The sequence below is a fragment of the Microbacterium koreense genome, from assembly GCF_042677105.1.
Taxonomy (GTDB): Bacteria; Actinomycetota; Actinomycetes; order Actinomycetales; family Microbacteriaceae; genus Microbacterium; species Microbacterium koreense.
The window spans coordinates 1326014-1340216 of the sequence record NZ_JBHTIM010000001.1; the positions used below are offsets into that span (position 1 = coordinate 1326014).

A 14203-nucleotide genomic window follows, 5' to 3' on the forward strand; every position below is an offset into this window, starting at 1 on the left:
GCGACTACGCCTCGATGGCGTAGGGCCCCGGGTCTTTGGCGCGCGAGCCCCACGCCAACAGCGCGAGGCCACCGGCCAGCACGATGAGCCCGACGATCGCCAGCAGAGACAGCCTCTCTCCGAGCACGACGATGCCCAGCAACGCGGCGGTCAGCGGCTCTCCCAGCGTGAGGGTGGCCGCCGTCGCCGCCGACAGGGCGCTCAAGCCCCAGGTGAAGAACACATAGGCGACCGAAATCGTCGCCAGCCCGAGCCACAGGGCCATCACGACACCGCTGGTCGTGCCCATCCACGCCAGATCGACGAAGGGGACGAAGAACGCGAACACGAGCGCAGAGCCGGCACCCATCGCCCCGACGACGGTGAACGGATCCCACCCGTCGTCCAGCAGTCGTCGCTGGGCGTTCGCGATCACCGCGAAGCACGCGCCCGCGCCGATCGAGCCGAGGAGCCCCGCCGGGTCGGTGCCGAGCCCCGACGCGTCACCTCCGACGCCCAAGAACACGACGCCGAGCGTGGCCAGTGCGGTGGCACCCAGCCACAGCGGTGAGGGCAGGCGGCGGGTCAGGGCCCACTCGAGTAGTCCGGCGAGAATCGGTGCCGATCCGAGTGCGACCATCGTCGCCACCGCCACACCGTTGCGTTCCGTGCCGAGGAAGAACAGCGGCTGGTAGAGCGCCAGGCTCACACCGGTCAGCGCCATGAGTGCGAACGGCGCGGGGGTCAGTCGTGGTCGCGGAGGCTGTGGCTTTCGGCGCCGCTGCCACGCGGCCAGGCCGAACGCGAGCGCCGCCAAGCCCGCACCGCCGATCACCATCCGCATCACGCCGATCGAGAGCGGTGTCGTGCCGTCTGGGCCGAGCGCCTGCGAGGTTCCCGTCGTGCCGAAGAGCACAGCGGCGACGAGGACCGCGACGACATGCATCCCTCCGTTCTACCCGAAACCACGGCCGGTAGGCTGGTGCGGTGACGATCCGGTTGTACGACTCGAAGGCCCAGGCGTTGCGCGACTTCGCGCCGCTGGACCCGCAGAACGTCACGATCTACGTGTGCGGGCCGACCGTGCAGTCCGGGCCCCACATCGGCCACCTGCGAGGTGCGCTGGGGTTCGACATCCTCCGCCGATGGCTGGCCCACCGCTACGATCGCGTGACGTTCGTACGCAACGTCACCGACATCGACGACAAGGTGCTCACGAACGCGACCACGACCGAGCCGTGGTGGGCGTTGGCGTACCGCATGGAGCTGGCGTTCACCCGCGCCTACGGTGCCATCGGCATCCTTCCTCCCACCTACGAACCTCGCGCCACGGCGTCGATCCCGCAGATGCAAGAGCTCATCCAAACGCTCATCGACGGTGGGCACGCGTACGCCCCCGGTGAGACGGCGCCCGGCGACGTCTATTTCGACGTGCGTTCATGGCCTTCCTACGGCACGCTGACGAACCAATCCGTCGACGCGATGGATCCGGCAGCCGACACCGAGACCGCGCGCGCCAAGCGCGACCCACGGGACTTCGCGTTGTGGAAGGGTGCCAAGGCGGACGAACCGGCGTCGGCGACATGGGAATCGCCGTGGGGCCCCGGACGCCCCGGGTGGCACATCGAGTGTTCAGCGATGGCTCGGCGCTACCTCGGTGCCGAATTCGACATCCACGGAGGGGGCCTCGACCTGCGCTTCCCGCACCACGAGAACGAACTCGCGCAGTCGACGGCTGCCGGCGACGGCTTCGCCCGTTACTGGATGCACAACGGGCTCGTCACCGTCGGCGACCAGAAGATGTCGAAGTCGCTGGGAAACTTCGTGCTTGCGCACGACCTCCTCGCCGAGCGCGATCCGCTCGTCGTGCGCTACGCGCTCGCCGCGGCGCACTACCGCTCGAGCCTCAACATCACCGCCGCGTCGTTCGATGAGGCCGATGCCGCGCTCGACCGCATCCGCACGTTCCTCGACCGCGCGGAACGGGTCTCGGTGCGCGCGGGACGGCGAGCGGGCATCCCACAGGCGTTCGCCGACGCGATGGATGACGACCTGGGTGTGCCCCAGGCGCTCGCCGTCGTCCACGACACGGTCCGGGCGGGCAATACCGCGCTCGACGCCGGCGACCACGACGTGGCAGGTGACGCGGCCGACGCCGTTGCCGCGATGCTGGGCGTACTGGGACTCGACCCGCGTGACGCGCAGTGGAACACCGGCGGCGGGGATGCGCACGCCGACGCGCTGGACACTCTCGTCCAACGGATGATCGCCCAGCGCGCCCAGGCGCGGGCCGAGAAGGACTGGGCCACGGCCGATCGCGTCCGCGACGCGCTCACCGCGGCAGGGATCACTCTGGAGGACACTCCGGACGGAACACATTGGAGTATCGATGGCTAAGCCAGGACGCCCCGGCGCCAGCCGTAGCGGCAAGAAGGGCCCGACCAAGGGCACGGGTGGCAAGAACCGCCGCTCACTCGAAGGCCGGGGTCCGACCCCGAAAGCCGAGGATCGGGCATGGCATCCCGCCGGAAAGCGCAAAGCGGCTGCCGAGCGCTATTCCGCTGCGGGCGGCAAGGGCAAGCCCGGATCGACGGGCTCGCGCCCGCAGCGGTCGGCGAAGAAGGACGATGACACCGAAACGGTGACCGGCCGCAACTCGGTTCTCGAGGCGCTGCGGGCGAAGATCCCCGCGACCGCGTTCTACATCGCGCAGCGCGTCGAGATGGATGATCGCGTGAAAGAGATGCTCGCCATCGCGACCCACCGTGACATTCCCGTGCTCGAGGTCACCCGGCCGGAGCTTGACCGCATGGCCGGATTCGATGGGGTGCACCAGGGCGTCGCGCTGAAGGTGCCGCCCTACGAGTACGACCACCCTCAGGATCTGCTCGAGAAGATCATCGACACCGGGGAGGTTCCCCTCATCGTCGCGCTCGACGGCATCACCGATCCGCGAAACCTGGGCGCGATCATCCGGTCGACGGCCGCCTTCGGGGGTCAGGGCGTGATTTTGCCCCAACGTCGTTCGGCGAGCGTCAATTCGGCGGCGTGGAAGACGAGCGCCGGCGCCGCGGCGCGTGTGCCGGTCGCGCTGGCGCCCAACCTGACCTCGACGCTCAAGGAGTACAAGAAGCAGGGCGTCTTCGTGCTCGGGCTCGATGGGGGCGGTGACGTCTCCCTGCCGGCGTTGCAGCTTGCCGATCGACCGGTGGTGATCGTCGTCGGGTCGGAGGGCAAGGGGCTGTCCCGCCTCGTCACCGAGACCTGCGACCAGGTGGTGTCGATCCCGATCTCGGGGGCCGCGGAATCTCTCAACGCCGGGATCGCCGCATCGGTCGCGCTCTACCAGGTCTCGACCCTGCGCGCCGCGGCGGAGTGAGCGTCACCATGACTCGTATCGCCGTCATCGGAGGGACCGGCTACGCCGGCAGCAACATCGTCACCGAGGCGGTGAACCGGGGCCACACCGTGGTGTCGGTGGCCCGTCGCGTCGCCGACGACCGCGTGCCCGGTGCAACGTACATCGAGGGCAGCCTCGTCGACGTGCCGAGCCTCGTCGCCGAACTCGAGGGCGTGGACGTCGTCGTGGTGGCCGTCGCTGCGCGCGGCGCCATGCTCGGACAAGTGCGTCCGAACGTCGCGGAGCTTCTCGTCGAGCTTCCGCGCGACGTCCGCGTCGGTGTCGTCGGTGGTGCGGGCGGAAGCCTCGTCGCTCCCGGTGGGGGGCGCGTCATCGACCAGCCCTCGTTCACCGAGGAGTACAAGCCCGAAGCGCTCGAGGCGATCGGCATGCTCGAAGACCTCGAATCGGGCACGGGCGGTCGCGACTGGTTCTACATCCACCCGGCGGGCGGTTTCGGTGCGTGGGCTCCCGGAGAGCGCACCGGGACGTACCGTGATGGCGGAGACGTGATCGTGACCGACGCCGACGGAGAATCGTTCATCTCGGGTGCCGATTTCGCCGTTGCCGTCGTCGACGAGATCGAGTCGCCGAAGCATTCGCGCGAGCGCTTCAGCGTCGGCTACTGAGTCACACCAGGTCGCGCCAGTCGACGGCGGCGTCGTCGTCATCGTCGACGGGAATGGGGGAGGTCACGATCGGGATCGCCAACGTCTCGGTCGGGGGCCCCATCACGGTCGCTTCGTCGCGCCGGTGGCGCAGCACGGTGTCGATGTAGCTCGACAACACCTCAGCCAGCGGTGCCGACTTTCCTCGGGCCTGTGACATGTACCACCGATGCTCGAGCACCTGGTGGAACACCTCGGCCGGTTCGAGTTTGGCCCGCAGATCCCACGGGATCGCCGTGACGACGGGTTCGAACACGCGCGTGAGCCATTCGTGGGCCACGAGCTCCTCATTGTCACCGAGTCGCGAGATGCGTGCCCGGAACTCGTCGAGATCGTTGAGCAGCCTGCGCGCCTGATTCTCTTCGACATCGAGGCCGGTCAGTCGGAGCAGGCGCCGCTGATGGTGGCCCGCGTCGACGACCTTCGGCTGGATCGACACGCGGGTGCCGTCGGTGTCGCGCTCGATCGACATCTCGCCGATGTCGAACCCGAGCGTGTTCAGACGCCGCACCCGTTCGGTGATGCGCCACGCCTCTGACGTGCCGAACGATTCGGCATCCGTGAGCGCCGCCCACAGGGAGTGATACGACGAGACGATGCCGTCGGCGATCGCGACCGCGTCGATCCCGCCTTCGAGCCGTCCGCCGGCTTCGAGGTCCATGATCTCGCCGGCGATGTTCGTCCGCGCGACGTCGAGGTCGTGTTCGCGTTGCCCGCGTGTGAGCCCGCTCTCGTGCAGTTCGCCCGTCTCGGCGTCGACGAGATAGGCAGCGAAGGCTCCGGCATCCCGCCGGAAGAGCGTGTTCGACAGCGACACGTCGCCCCAGAAGAACCCGACGTTGTGCAGACGGACCAGCAGGGCGGCGAGGGCGTCGACGAGGCGCGTGGCCGTGTCAGGCCGCAGCACCTGGGTGAACAAGGCCCGGTAGGGGAGGGAGAATCGCAAGTGGGCCGTCACGAGGGCGGCAGGCAGCGGTTCGCCGTTCGCGTCGGTGCGCCCCGCGATGACGGCGACACGGTCGACGCAGGGGGCGTCGAGCCGGGCGAGGTTGCCGAGCATGTCGTACTCGCGGCGCGCCATGGCAACGGTCGTCTCTTTGATCGCGACGACGCGACCCGACAGGCTCGAGAAGCGCACGAGGTGTCGTGAGATGCCCTTGGGCAGTGACACGATGGCGCTCTGCGGCCATTCGCCGAGGGGGAGCGACCAGGGCAGCTCGAGGAGCGCCGGGTCGACCGAACTGGCCGTGATGCTCAGGGTGTCGCGCACGGATCCTCCCGGAATCGGCGAAGGCGCGGGGAGCGTTTCGCCCGCCCGCGCCTTCGCGAGGTCGATCGTCAGTCCGACAGCACCGGAGCCCGGTTGAGTCGGGCGCCCGATTCGGCGTCGAACGCGTGGACGTGCCCGGGCTTGGCGGCCAGGGTCACGGTCTCGCCGGCGTGCGCGTGGTTGCGGCCGTCGACGCGGGCGACGATGTCGGTGCGCGCGCCCTCGACCTCGGCGTGACCGTAGAGGTAGCCGTCGGCGCCGAGCTCTTCGACCAGGTCGACGACGACCGAGATGCCCTTGCCGTCGGCGGGGCCGACGACGAGGTCTTCGGGACGCACACCGATCGTGACCTGCGTGCCGTGGGCGCTGGCGACCGCATCGCGCTCGAGGGGAATCGTCTCGGTGCCGAACTGTGCGCCGCCTTCGACGAGGCTCGCCGAGAAGAGGTTCATGGCAGGTGAGCCGATGAAGCCCGCGACGAAGACGTTGTCGGGGCGCTCGTAGAGATCACGGGGCGAACCGACCTGCTGGAGCAGGCCGTCCTTGAGCACGGCGATCCGGTCGCCCATCGTGAGGGCTTCCGTCTGGTCGTGCGTGACGTAGACGGTCGTGACGCCGAGACGACGCTGCAGCGAAGCGATCTGCGTACGCGTCTGTACGCGCAGCTTCGCGTCGAGGTTCGACAGCGGCTCGTCCATGAGGAACACCTGCGGCTGGCGCACGATCGCGCGGCCCATCGCGACACGCTGACGCTGCCCACCCGAGAGGGCCTTGGGCTTGCGGGTGAGGTACTCCTCGAGGTCGAGCAGCTTCGCAGCCTCGAGCACGCGCTGGGCGCGTTCGTCCTTACCGACACCGGCGATCTTGAGGGCGAAGCCCATGTTCTCGGCGACGGTCATGTGCGGGTAGAGCGCGTAGTTCTGGAAGACCATCGCGATGTCGCGGTCCTTCGGCGGCACGTCGGTGACGTCGCGGTCACCGATCATGATGCGGCCGGAGTTGACCTCTTCGAGGCCGGCGAGCATGCGCAGGGAGGTGGACTTTCCGCAACCCGAAGGGCCGACGAGAACCAGGAACTCGCCGTCGGCGACGTCGAGGTTCAGCTTGTCGACCGCGGGGCGCGTGCCCCCGGGGTAGAGACGGGTTGCGTTGTCGAACGTCACGGACGCCATGATTTTTCTCCTTCACCGGCAGGTACGTGCCGGACGATCCGTTGTGAGGATGAACGGGGGGCTCCCCGTACGCCCGCCATCGGGCGCACGGCAAGTATGGCAGATCCACCGTCGGGGTGACGGGGCGATTCGGCGCGCGCGAAGCAGGTGTGTGGGTGTTTCCCAGGCTGGCTGGCTACGATCGTCCTCGGTCTGCCCCCTCGAAATCCACTGGTTTCCGCGGCTGCCACGCCGGTACACCGGCCCCGTAAGTCCCGAGAGGTTCCATGTCGAGCGACGATTCTTCGAACGCCCCGCGCGAGCGCCGCGATGCGGTCCGCGAGAAGGCGCTACAGGTGCAGACCCGTCAGAAGCGCACGCACCTCATCCGTACCGTGTCGATCGCGGCGTCCATCGTCGCGGTCGTTGCGATCACCGCGGTCGTCGTGACCTGGGCGGTGTCGTCGTCGGCGTCTCGTCCGATGCTGCAGCCGTCGAACCAGACCGACGACGGGTTCGTCGTCACCGATGCGACCGGCCTGCCCGAGACCGGCGGTCCGCTCTCGGGCACCCCGACGCCGACTCCCACACCCGACGCAGACGCCGACGCAGACGAGGCGACGCCCGCGCCGACCGAACAACCCGTCATCGACATCCGTGTCTACGTGGATTACCTGTCGACGGGCTCCCGTGACTTCCAGTTGGCCAACGCCCCGCAGCTTGCCCGGTGGGTCGGTGAAGAGGCGGCGACGCTGACCTACTATCCGGTCGCCATGCTGACGGCGAAGTCCAACGGCACCAAGTACTCGCTGCGAGCCGCGAGCGCCGCAGCGTGTGTCGCGACCCACTCGCAGGAGTCGTTCTTCGCTTTCAACCACGCGATGCTCTCGCAGCAGCCCGAGCTCGACTCGGACGGCTACTCCGATTCGGAGCTCGCCGATATGGCCGTCGCCAGTGGCGCGGATCACCCCAAGGTCGTGCGGTCTTGCATCGAGGATGAGTCCTACGCGGCGTGGGCCCGTCAGGCGACCGAGCGTGCACTGCAGGGTCTCCCCGACACGCAGGTCGCCCTCACGGCCGCCCCCATGGTGCTCGTCAACGGCACGCCGTACGTCGGTGCGCTGGACGACCCGAAGGAATTCGCGCAGTTCGTCCTGACCGTCGCCAGCGACGCGTACTACAGCGCCACGCCCACACCCACGCCCACACCGACCGCGACCCCGTGACCGGTGGCCCGCCGCGCGGGCAGTAGAGTGGAGGCTTCGCCGGCTTGGCGCAATTGGTAGCGCACCTAACTTGTAATTAGGGGGTTGCGGGTTCGAGTCCCGCAGCCGGCTCGTGACGGCAGACACCCGCAGCGGTGCCCGACTGCCGGTGTGGGTGGCGTTGGCCGGTGCGGTTTCGGTCGGCGTCCTCACGGCGGCGCAGGCGCGCATCAACGGCGTCCTCGGCGCGCGGCTGGATGACGGGTTCGTCGCCGCCGCGATTTCGTTCGGATCCGGGCTGATCCTCGTCGCCGCCCTCTCGGCGGTGTTTCCCGGCGGGCGTGCGGGGTTCCGGCGCCTCGCGGTGGGCGTCCGCCAGCGGACCATTCCGTGGTGGATGCTCATCGGCGGAGCCGCCGGCGCGCTGACGGTGGCCACGCAAGGGCTCTCGGTGGCGGTCATCGGTGTCTCGCTGTTCACCGTGGGAGTGGTCGCGGGTCAGACCGTCAACGGTTTGCTGTTGGATCGTGTCGGATATGGCCCCGCGGGCGTCGTGGCCATCACGGTGCCCCGTCTGGTCGGCGGGCTGCTCGCGCTCGGCGCCGTCGCGTTGTCGCTGACCGGCGACGGGGTGCGGGGAGTGCCGCTGTGGATGCTCATCCTGCCGTTCGTCGCGGGAGTCGGCATCGCCTGGCAACAGGCCACGAACGGGCGGCTGCGTCAGCGCGTGGGGACCCCGCTGACGGCGACGCTGGTGAACTTCATCGGCGGGTCACTCATCCTCGTGACCGCCGCGGCGGTGCACGTGGCGATCGTCGGGGCACCTCGTGCGTTCCCGCTCGATCCGTGGATGTACCTCGGCGGCGCGCTCGGGGTGACATACATCTTCTTGTCCGCCGCTCTCGTCGCCCACACCGGTGTGCTGCTGCTCGGGCTCGGCGCGGTCGTCGGGCAGCTGATCACATCGATCGCGATCGACGCGGTGTGGCCCGCGGCGGCGAGCCCTGGCATCCTGCAGGAGACGCTCATGGTGGCGATTGCGCTGGCGTCGGTCGTCGTCGCGGCGGCGCCGTGGAGACGCCTTGCCCGGCGGCGCTAACGCTTCTTCTTCTTCTTCTTTTTCTTCTTCACCTTGGCGGGCAGGGGCGACAGGAACCGCTCCGCGTCGACGAGCCGGCGCCGCGACGGGCGCGATCTCGCGGGCTTTCCGCCGACGTACAACCACCCGAGCAGTTCCTCGTTCTCGTCGAGGCCGTGGAGCTTGGCGACGGGGTTCGAGCGGGTCGCCGAGCCGGTGCGCCACAGCACGCCCCAGCCGGCGTCGTCGAGCAGCAGGCTCAGGGCGTGGGCGACGCCCGACGCGACGGCTTCCTGCTCCCACCGCGGCACCTTGTGGCCGGTGCGGTAACTCGCGACGACGGCGATGAGCAGGGGTGCACGCAACGGTTTCGTCGACGGCTTCGCATCGCCCTCGGCCTTGGCGATCGCCGCGCCGAGGCGTTCACGGTCATCTCCGCGCAGTTCGATCAGACGCCACGGGCGCAACGACGAGTGGTCGGCGACGCGACCGGCCGCGGCCACCAGCGGCAACAGATCGTCGTGCGTCGGGGCCTCGTCGGTGACCTTCGACCATGAGCGGCGATCGCGGACCGCGTCGAGGACCGCGCTCACGCGTCGTTCTCGGGCGAGAACTCCAGCGAGAGCGAGTTCATGCAGTAGCGGTCACCCGTCGGGGTGCCGAAACCGTCGGGGAAGACATGGCCGAGGTGTGAGCCGCAGGTGGCGCAACGCACTTCGGTGCGGACCATTCCGTGGCTGCGGTCTTCGATGAGCTCGACCGCTTCGGGACGGATCGACTCGTAGAAGCTGGGCCACCCGCAGTGCGAGTCGAATTTCGTCCCGCTGCGGAACAATTCCGACCCGCAGGCCGCGCACGTGTAAAGACCCGCGCGCTCCTCGTCGAGGAGTTCGCCGGTCCATGCACGCTCCGTGCCGGACTGCCGCAGCACCGCGTACTGTTCCGCGCTGAGCTTCTCGCGCCACTCGGCGTCACTCTTGTTCACCGCATACGTCATGGGAACCTCCTGCGTTCCATTCAACCCCAGGTGCGCGCGTGGGGGATCGCGCACGCTGGGGATCCCCTACGAGAATGGGACGATGCACGCGGATGCCGCCACCGCCGCCGTCATGGAGCGTTACCGACGCTTCGCCGACGGCGAGGCGCCGGGCCGGTCCGAGGTGTACCGTGCGTGGGCCGAGGCCGTCGCGCGTCGTGCCGATGTGACGGCGGTGTTCGTCGGCATCCCCGAGACGCGCCGCCAGCCGCCGCTCGTGTTCGCCGTGACGCGGATGCTGGGCGCACCGACCGACACCGATGACTGGTCGGCGTGGGTCATCGACCACGCGCACGATCTCGTGTCGGAGGTATCTCGTCGCAGCCTGCAGACGAACGAGCCGTTGCGGTGTGCCGCGCTCCTCCCCGCGTTGTCGACGGTGGACGGGCCGATCGCGTTGCTCGAGATCGGGGCGAGCGCAGGGCTGTGCCTGTACCCCGATCGCTATTCGTACCGCTACGACGAGGGACCGTCGCTGGATCCGCCCGGCGGGGTGTCGCCGGTCGTGCTCACGTCTCGGATGCGGGGAGCGCCGCGCACGCGGTTGCCCGATGTCGTCTGGAGGGCCGGGATCGATCTCGCTCCGCTCGATGCGCGGGATGCCGCAGACCGCCGATTCCTCACCGCGCTGCCCTGGCCGGGCGAGACCGGGCGGGTCGAACGGATCGCCGCGGCCCTGGACGTCGCGGCAGCGGATCCACCGACGCTCGTGCGGGGTGATGCGACCCGGCCCGGTGTCATCGCCGCGCTCGCCGAGCAGGCACCCGCCGGCGTCACGCTCGTGATCACGACGCCGGGGGTGTTCCCGCACATTCCACGTGCCGGCCGTGAGGCGCTGCGCGGTGCACTGGCCGAGATCGACGCGGTGTGGATCACGATCGACCCGCCGACGCTGCCCGACGCGTGGCATCCGCCCCTCGACGGCGACGCCTGGAGGGGATTCGTCTTGGCGATCGACGGGCGTCCTGTCGCCGATGTCGATCCACTCGGTGCGAGCGTGGAGTGGCGCGCCGGACAATCGCCCACACGCGGGTAGCGTGAACGCGTGCCCTTGACCGACCGCGACCGCGCCATTCTCGCCTTCGAGGCGGAGTGGGGGCGCCATGTCGGTGCGAAGGAAGAAGCGATCCGCGAACAGCTCGATCTGTCACCGGCGCGGTACTACCAACTCCTCGGGCGGTTGATCGACACCCAGGACGCGCAGGCGCACGACCCGATGCTCGTGCACCGCCTCCGTCGACGGCGCGACGAGCGCGCGCCGGCCCGCGCCGGCGGGGCCACCGGCATCCGCTGACACCGCGGATTCCAGCGGGCGCGGAGCCGCCCGGTACGATCGGGGGGTGCCGAAAACGACCTACCCCCGGGATCGCTTCGACGACATCCCCGCGGACGTCGGTCGCGTGGGGGCGCACCGAGCCGAGAACCCCCGCATGCGCGCGGGGGTCATCTTTCTTTGGGCGCTCATCGCCACGATCGTGCTCATCCTCATCGGCATCTTCGGGACGCTCCTTGCATCGGGCCGCATCGTCCTGTTTCCCGAACCCACGCCGACCCCCACACCCACCGTCGAGGTGGAGGGTGTGGTCGACACTTCGTACGACGTCGTGATCCTCAACGCGACGCCGGAGCCGGGACTCGCGACGCAGATGAAGGCGACGGTCGTGGCCGCCGGCTGGGCCGAAGACATGGTGCAACCCGGCGAAGCGGGCTCCGACGACTTCCCCACCACCACGGTCTACTACGCGACGGCCGACCACGAGGCCGCGGCGAGGGGTCTCGCCGACGTCATCGGCGGTGCCGAGATCGAGCTCAGCGAGGTGTACGTCTTGGGCGATGACCCCGAGGCGAAGCAGCTCACGATCGTGATCGGGCTGGATCGCACCGCCACTCCGCCGACACCGTCGCCGACGTCCTGACGCACCGAAATGGGGCGTTGTGTTTCGGCGGCGTAAACACTCGGATGCGCGCGTGTCACGATCCGTCGCTCCGGACGATCTGCGGCGGAGAGCCTGCCTATTCTTGCGATGACCCCGCACCATCAGGAGATTCGCATGACCCAGGGCACCGTCAAGTGGTTCAACGCCGAGAAGGGCTTCGGCTTCATCACGCAGGAAGGCGGCGATGACGTCTTCGTCCACTACTCGAACATCGACATGACCGGTTTCCGCGTACTCGAGGAGGGTCAGAGCGTCGAATTCACCGTCGGCGCCGGCCAGAAGGGGCCGCAGGCGGAGGCGGTGCGCGTCATCGCCTGACCTGCACCGCCGTGTCCACGGCGAATCGAGGGCGCTGTGTGTCGGCGCTCCCGCGACCGCGGCTTGCACTCGCATAGGGCGAGTGCCAGAATGTGGTTAGCACTCAGTCTCAGTGAGTGCTAATTCCACAAGCCAACGTCCGGGAGGGACGACACACACATGGCAAAGATCATCGCTTTCGACGAGGAGGCCCGCCGCGGCCTCGAGCGCGGCCTGAACACGCTGGCCGACGCCGTGAAGGTGACGCTCGGCCCGCGTGGCCGCAACGTCGTGCTCGAGAAGAAGTGGGGCGCCCCCACGATCACGAACGACGGTGTCTCCATCGCCAAGGAGATCGAGCTCGAGGACCCCTACGAGAAGATCGGCGCGGAGCTCGTCAAGGAGGTCGCGAAGAAGACCGACGACGTCGCCGGTGACGGCACCACGACCGCCACGGTTCTCGCTCAGGCGCTCGTGCGTGAGGGCCTGCGCAACGTCGCGGCCGGCGCCGACCCGATCTCGCTCAAGCGCGGCATCGAGAAGGCCGTCAAGGCGCTCACCGAGCAGCTGCTCTCGGACGCCAAGGACGTCGAGACCAAGGAAGAGATCGCCGCGACCGCGTCGATCTCGGCCGGCGACAAGGAGATCGGTGACCTGATCGCCGAGGCGATCGACAAGGTCGGCAAGGAAGGCGTCGTCACCGTCGAGGAGTCGCAGACGTTCGGCACCGAGCTCGAGCTCACCGAGGGTATGCGTTTCGACAAGGGATACATCAACCCCTACTTCGTGACCGACCCCGACCGCCAGGAAGCCGTCTTCGAGGACCCGTACATCCTCATCGCCAACCAGAAGATCGGCAACATCAAGGACCTGCTGCCGATCGTCGACAAGGTGATCCAGGACGGCAAGGAACTCGTCATCATCGCCGAGGACGTCGAGGGTGAAGCCCTCGCGACCCTCGTCCTCAACAAGATCCGTGGCATCTTCAAGTCGGTCGCCGTCAAGGCCCCCGGCTTCGGCGACCGCCGCAAGGCGCAGCTGCAGGACATCGCGATCCTCACCGGTGGTCAGGTCATCACCGAAGAGGTCGGCCTCAAGCTCGAGAACACCACGCTCGACCTTCTCGGCCGTGCGCGCAAGGTCATCGTCACCAAGGACGAGACCACGATCGTCGAGGGTGCCGGTGACGCCGAGCAGATCGAAGGTCGCGTGACCCAGATCCGCCGCGAGATCGACAACACCGACAGCGACTACGACCGCGAGAAGCTCCAGGAGCGTCTTGCCAAGCTCGCCGGCGGCGTGGCCGTCATCAAGGCGGGTGCGGCGACGGAGGTCGAGCTCAAGGAGCGCAAGCACCGCATCGAGGACGCCGTGCGCAACGCGAAGGCGGCCGTCGACGAGGGCATCGTCCCCGGTGGTGGCGTGGCGCTCATCCAGGCCGGCAAGACCGCGTTCGCCGTGCTCGAGCTCGTCGGTGACGAGGCAACCGGTGCGAACATCGTCAAGGTGGCCATCGAGGCTCCGCTCAAGCAGATCGCGCTGAACGCCGGTCTCGAGCCGGGCGTCGTCGCCAACAAGGTCGCCGAGCTGCCGCAGGGCCAGGGCCTCAACGCAGCCACGGGCGAGTACGTCGACATGCTCGCTGCCGGCATCAACGACCCGGTGAAGGTCACCCGTTCGGCGCTGCAGAACGCCGCGTCGATCGCGGGTCTGTTCCTCACCACCGAGGCCGTCGTCGCCGACAAGCCCGAGAAGGCTGCTCCGGCTCCGGCTGACCCCACCGGTGGCATGGACTTCTGATCCACACCACGTATGAAGGCCCCCTCTTCGGAGGGGGCCTTCGTCGTTGCGTGTGAGAACGCGTCAGCGGAACAGGCTCATCGAGGCCTGCTCGGCGTCGGCGTACTGACGACCGGCCGCTGCCAGCGCGGTGTTGATCCCGGCCAGCGAGTCCTCGACGGTGCGCTGGGTCGCCCGCCACTGCTCGACGGTCGACTGGAAGGCGACGGACGCCGCGCCGGTCCATGATCCCTGGAGGTGCGTGAGCTGCGACATGAGCGCCGCGACCTCGGCCTGCAGGCGGTCGATCGTGCCGCGTACTGCGGCGGTGGAGGTGAGTACGGCGTCGCTGTCGACGGAGAAGACGGCCATGGCGGTTCCCTTCGGCTCGGAAGCGGGCGGA

General features: G+C 68.8%; 16 protein-coding genes and 1 tRNA gene. 11 read left to right on the forward strand and 6 right to left on the reverse strand.

What is annotated here, in order from left to right; genetic code table 11:
• Positions 1-4: 4 nt before the first annotated feature.
• Positions 5-925, reverse strand: a complete 921-nt coding sequence (locus ACFQZV_RS06125; protein WP_378753697.1) for a DMT family transporter — start codon at positions 923-925, stop codon at positions 5-7.
• A 41-nt stretch (positions 926-966) separates the two neighbouring features.
• Here ACFQZV_RS06125 and cysS point away from each other — a divergent pair, with 41 nt between their 5' ends.
• The 3 genes from cysS to ACFQZV_RS06140 are packed head-to-tail and all read left to right on the forward strand — an operon-like array spanning position 967 to position 4008.
• Positions 967-2376: a cysteine--tRNA ligase gene (cysS, locus tag ACFQZV_RS06130; protein WP_378753699.1), complete on the forward strand. Its 1410-nt coding sequence runs from the start codon at positions 967-969 to the stop codon at positions 2374-2376.
• Positions 2369-3358, forward strand: coding sequence for a 23S rRNA (guanosine(2251)-2'-O)-methyltransferase RlmB (gene rlmB, locus ACFQZV_RS06135; RefSeq protein ID WP_378753701.1), 990 nt, complete (start codon positions 2369-2371; stop codon positions 3356-3358). The genes cysS and rlmB overlap by 8 nt, the downstream gene beginning before the upstream one ends.
• Before the next feature lie 8 nt (positions 3359-3366).
• Positions 3367-4008, forward strand: coding sequence for an NAD(P)-dependent oxidoreductase (locus tag ACFQZV_RS06140; RefSeq protein WP_378753703.1), 642 nt, complete (start codon positions 3367-3369; stop codon positions 4006-4008).
• 1 nt (position 4009) lies between these two features.
• Here the strand turns inward: ACFQZV_RS06140 and ACFQZV_RS06145 are convergent, their stop codons facing one another.
• Positions 4010-5317 carry a DUF4032 domain-containing protein gene (locus ACFQZV_RS06145; RefSeq protein WP_378753705.1) on the reverse strand — a complete coding sequence of 436 codons (1308 nt, stop codon included), beginning with the start codon at positions 5315-5317 and terminating at the stop codon, positions 4010-4012.
• 68 nt (positions 5318-5385) lie between these two features.
• Positions 5386-6489 carry an ABC transporter ATP-binding protein gene (locus ACFQZV_RS06150; protein ID WP_378753707.1) on the reverse strand — a complete coding sequence of 368 codons (1104 nt, stop codon included), beginning with the start codon at positions 6487-6489 and terminating at the stop codon, positions 5386-5388.
• A gap of 266 nt (positions 6490-6755) precedes the next feature.
• Here ACFQZV_RS06150 and ACFQZV_RS06155 point away from each other — a divergent pair, with 266 nt between their 5' ends.
• From ACFQZV_RS06155 to ACFQZV_RS06165, 3 genes are all read left to right on the forward strand, one after another.
• A complete protein-coding gene (locus ACFQZV_RS06155; RefSeq protein ID WP_378753709.1) occupies positions 6756-7694 on the forward strand; it encodes a DsbA family protein in 939 nt (312 codons plus the stop codon).
• 38 nt (positions 7695-7732) lie between these two features.
• Positions 7733-7805 (forward strand) — tRNA-Thr (locus tag ACFQZV_RS06160).
• A 1-nt stretch (position 7806) separates the two neighbouring features.
• Positions 7807-8772, forward strand: a complete 966-nt coding sequence (locus tag ACFQZV_RS06165; RefSeq protein WP_378753711.1) for a DMT family transporter — start codon at positions 7807-7809, stop codon at positions 8770-8772.
• Here the strand turns inward: ACFQZV_RS06165 and ACFQZV_RS06170 are convergent.
• Together ACFQZV_RS06170 and msrB are read right to left on the reverse strand one after the other, a co-directional pair.
• Positions 8769-9344 carry a nitroreductase family protein gene (locus tag ACFQZV_RS06170; RefSeq protein ID WP_378753713.1) on the reverse strand — a complete coding sequence of 192 codons (576 nt, stop codon included), beginning with the start codon at positions 9342-9344 and terminating at the stop codon, positions 8769-8771. The genes ACFQZV_RS06165 and ACFQZV_RS06170 overlap by 4 nt on opposite strands.
• Entirely contained in the window at positions 9341-9748 is a 408-nt protein-coding gene (gene msrB / locus ACFQZV_RS06175) for a peptide-methionine (R)-S-oxide reductase MsrB (protein ID WP_378753715.1), read from the reverse strand. The genes ACFQZV_RS06170 and msrB overlap by 4 nt, the downstream gene beginning before the upstream one ends.
• 82 nt (positions 9749-9830) lie before the next feature.
• Here msrB and ACFQZV_RS06180 point away from each other — a divergent pair, with 82 nt between their 5' ends.
• The 5 genes from ACFQZV_RS06180 (at position 9831) to groL (ending at position 13821) form a co-directional block, all read left to right on the forward strand.
• On the forward strand, positions 9831-10823 hold the full coding sequence (locus tag ACFQZV_RS06180) for a DUF2332 family protein (RefSeq protein WP_378753717.1): 993 nt from the start codon (positions 9831-9833) through the stop codon (positions 10821-10823).
• Positions 10824-10832: 9 nt separating this feature from the next.
• Positions 10833-11081 (forward strand): DUF3263 domain-containing protein, encoded by a 249-nt coding sequence (locus tag ACFQZV_RS06185; protein WP_378753719.1) that lies wholly within the window; start codon positions 10833-10835, stop codon positions 11079-11081.
• Positions 11082-11127: 46 nt separating this feature from the next.
• A complete protein-coding gene (locus ACFQZV_RS06190; RefSeq protein WP_378753721.1) occupies positions 11128-11703 on the forward strand; it encodes a LytR C-terminal domain-containing protein in 576 nt (191 codons plus the stop codon).
• Positions 11704-11838: 135 nt separating this feature from the next.
• The gene (locus ACFQZV_RS06195) at positions 11839-12042 is read left to right on the forward strand and encodes a cold-shock protein (RefSeq protein WP_378753723.1); all 204 of its coding nucleotides are present in this window, start codon (positions 11839-11841) and stop codon (positions 12040-12042) included.
• Positions 12043-12201: 159 nt separating this feature from the next.
• Entirely contained in the window at positions 12202-13821 is a 1620-nt protein-coding gene (gene groL / locus ACFQZV_RS06200) for a chaperonin GroEL (protein WP_378753725.1), read from the forward strand.
• A 63-nt stretch (positions 13822-13884) separates the two neighbouring features.
• Here groL and ACFQZV_RS06205 read toward each other — a convergent pair whose 3' ends face one another.
• Complete coding sequence (locus tag ACFQZV_RS06205) at positions 13885-14172, reverse strand: WXG100 family type VII secretion target (RefSeq protein ID WP_378753727.1); 288 nt, start codon at positions 14170-14172, stop codon at positions 13885-13887.
• Positions 14173-14203 lie beyond the last annotated feature (31 nt).

What these genes read in the sequence shown, in the direction of transcription:
- ACFQZV_RS06125 (WP_378753697.1), bottom strand. Translation starts at nt 925, where the DNA reads ATGCATGTCGTCGCGGTCCTCGTCGCCGCTGTGCTCTTCGGCACGACG.
- ACFQZV_RS06150 (WP_378753707.1), bottom strand. Translation starts at nt 6,489, where the DNA reads ATGGCGTCCGTGACGTTCGACAACGCAACCCGTCTCTACCCCGGGGGC.
- rlmB (WP_378753701.1), top strand. Translation starts at nt 2,369, where the DNA reads ATGGCTAAGCCAGGACGCCCCGGCGCCAGCCGTAGCGGCAAGAAGGGC.
- msrB (WP_378753715.1), bottom strand. Translation starts at nt 9,748, where the DNA reads ATGACGTATGCGGTGAACAAGAGTGACGCCGAGTGGCGCGAGAAGCTC.
- ACFQZV_RS06140 (WP_378753703.1), top strand. Translation starts at nt 3,367, where the DNA reads ATGACTCGTATCGCCGTCATCGGAGGGACCGGCTACGCCGGCAGCAAC.
- ACFQZV_RS06205 (WP_378753727.1), bottom strand. Translation starts at nt 14,172, where the DNA reads ATGGCCGTCTTCTCCGTCGACAGCGACGCCGTACTCACCTCCACCGCC.
- ACFQZV_RS06180 (WP_378753717.1), top strand. Translation starts at nt 9,831, where the DNA reads ATGCACGCGGATGCCGCCACCGCCGCCGTCATGGAGCGTTACCGACGC.
- ACFQZV_RS06155 (WP_378753709.1), top strand. Translation starts at nt 6,756, where the DNA reads ATGTCGAGCGACGATTCTTCGAACGCCCCGCGCGAGCGCCGCGATGCG.
- groL (WP_378753725.1), top strand. Translation starts at nt 12,202, where the DNA reads ATGGCAAAGATCATCGCTTTCGACGAGGAGGCCCGCCGCGGCCTCGAG.
- ACFQZV_RS06195 (WP_378753723.1), top strand. Translation starts at nt 11,839, where the DNA reads ATGACCCAGGGCACCGTCAAGTGGTTCAACGCCGAGAAGGGCTTCGGC.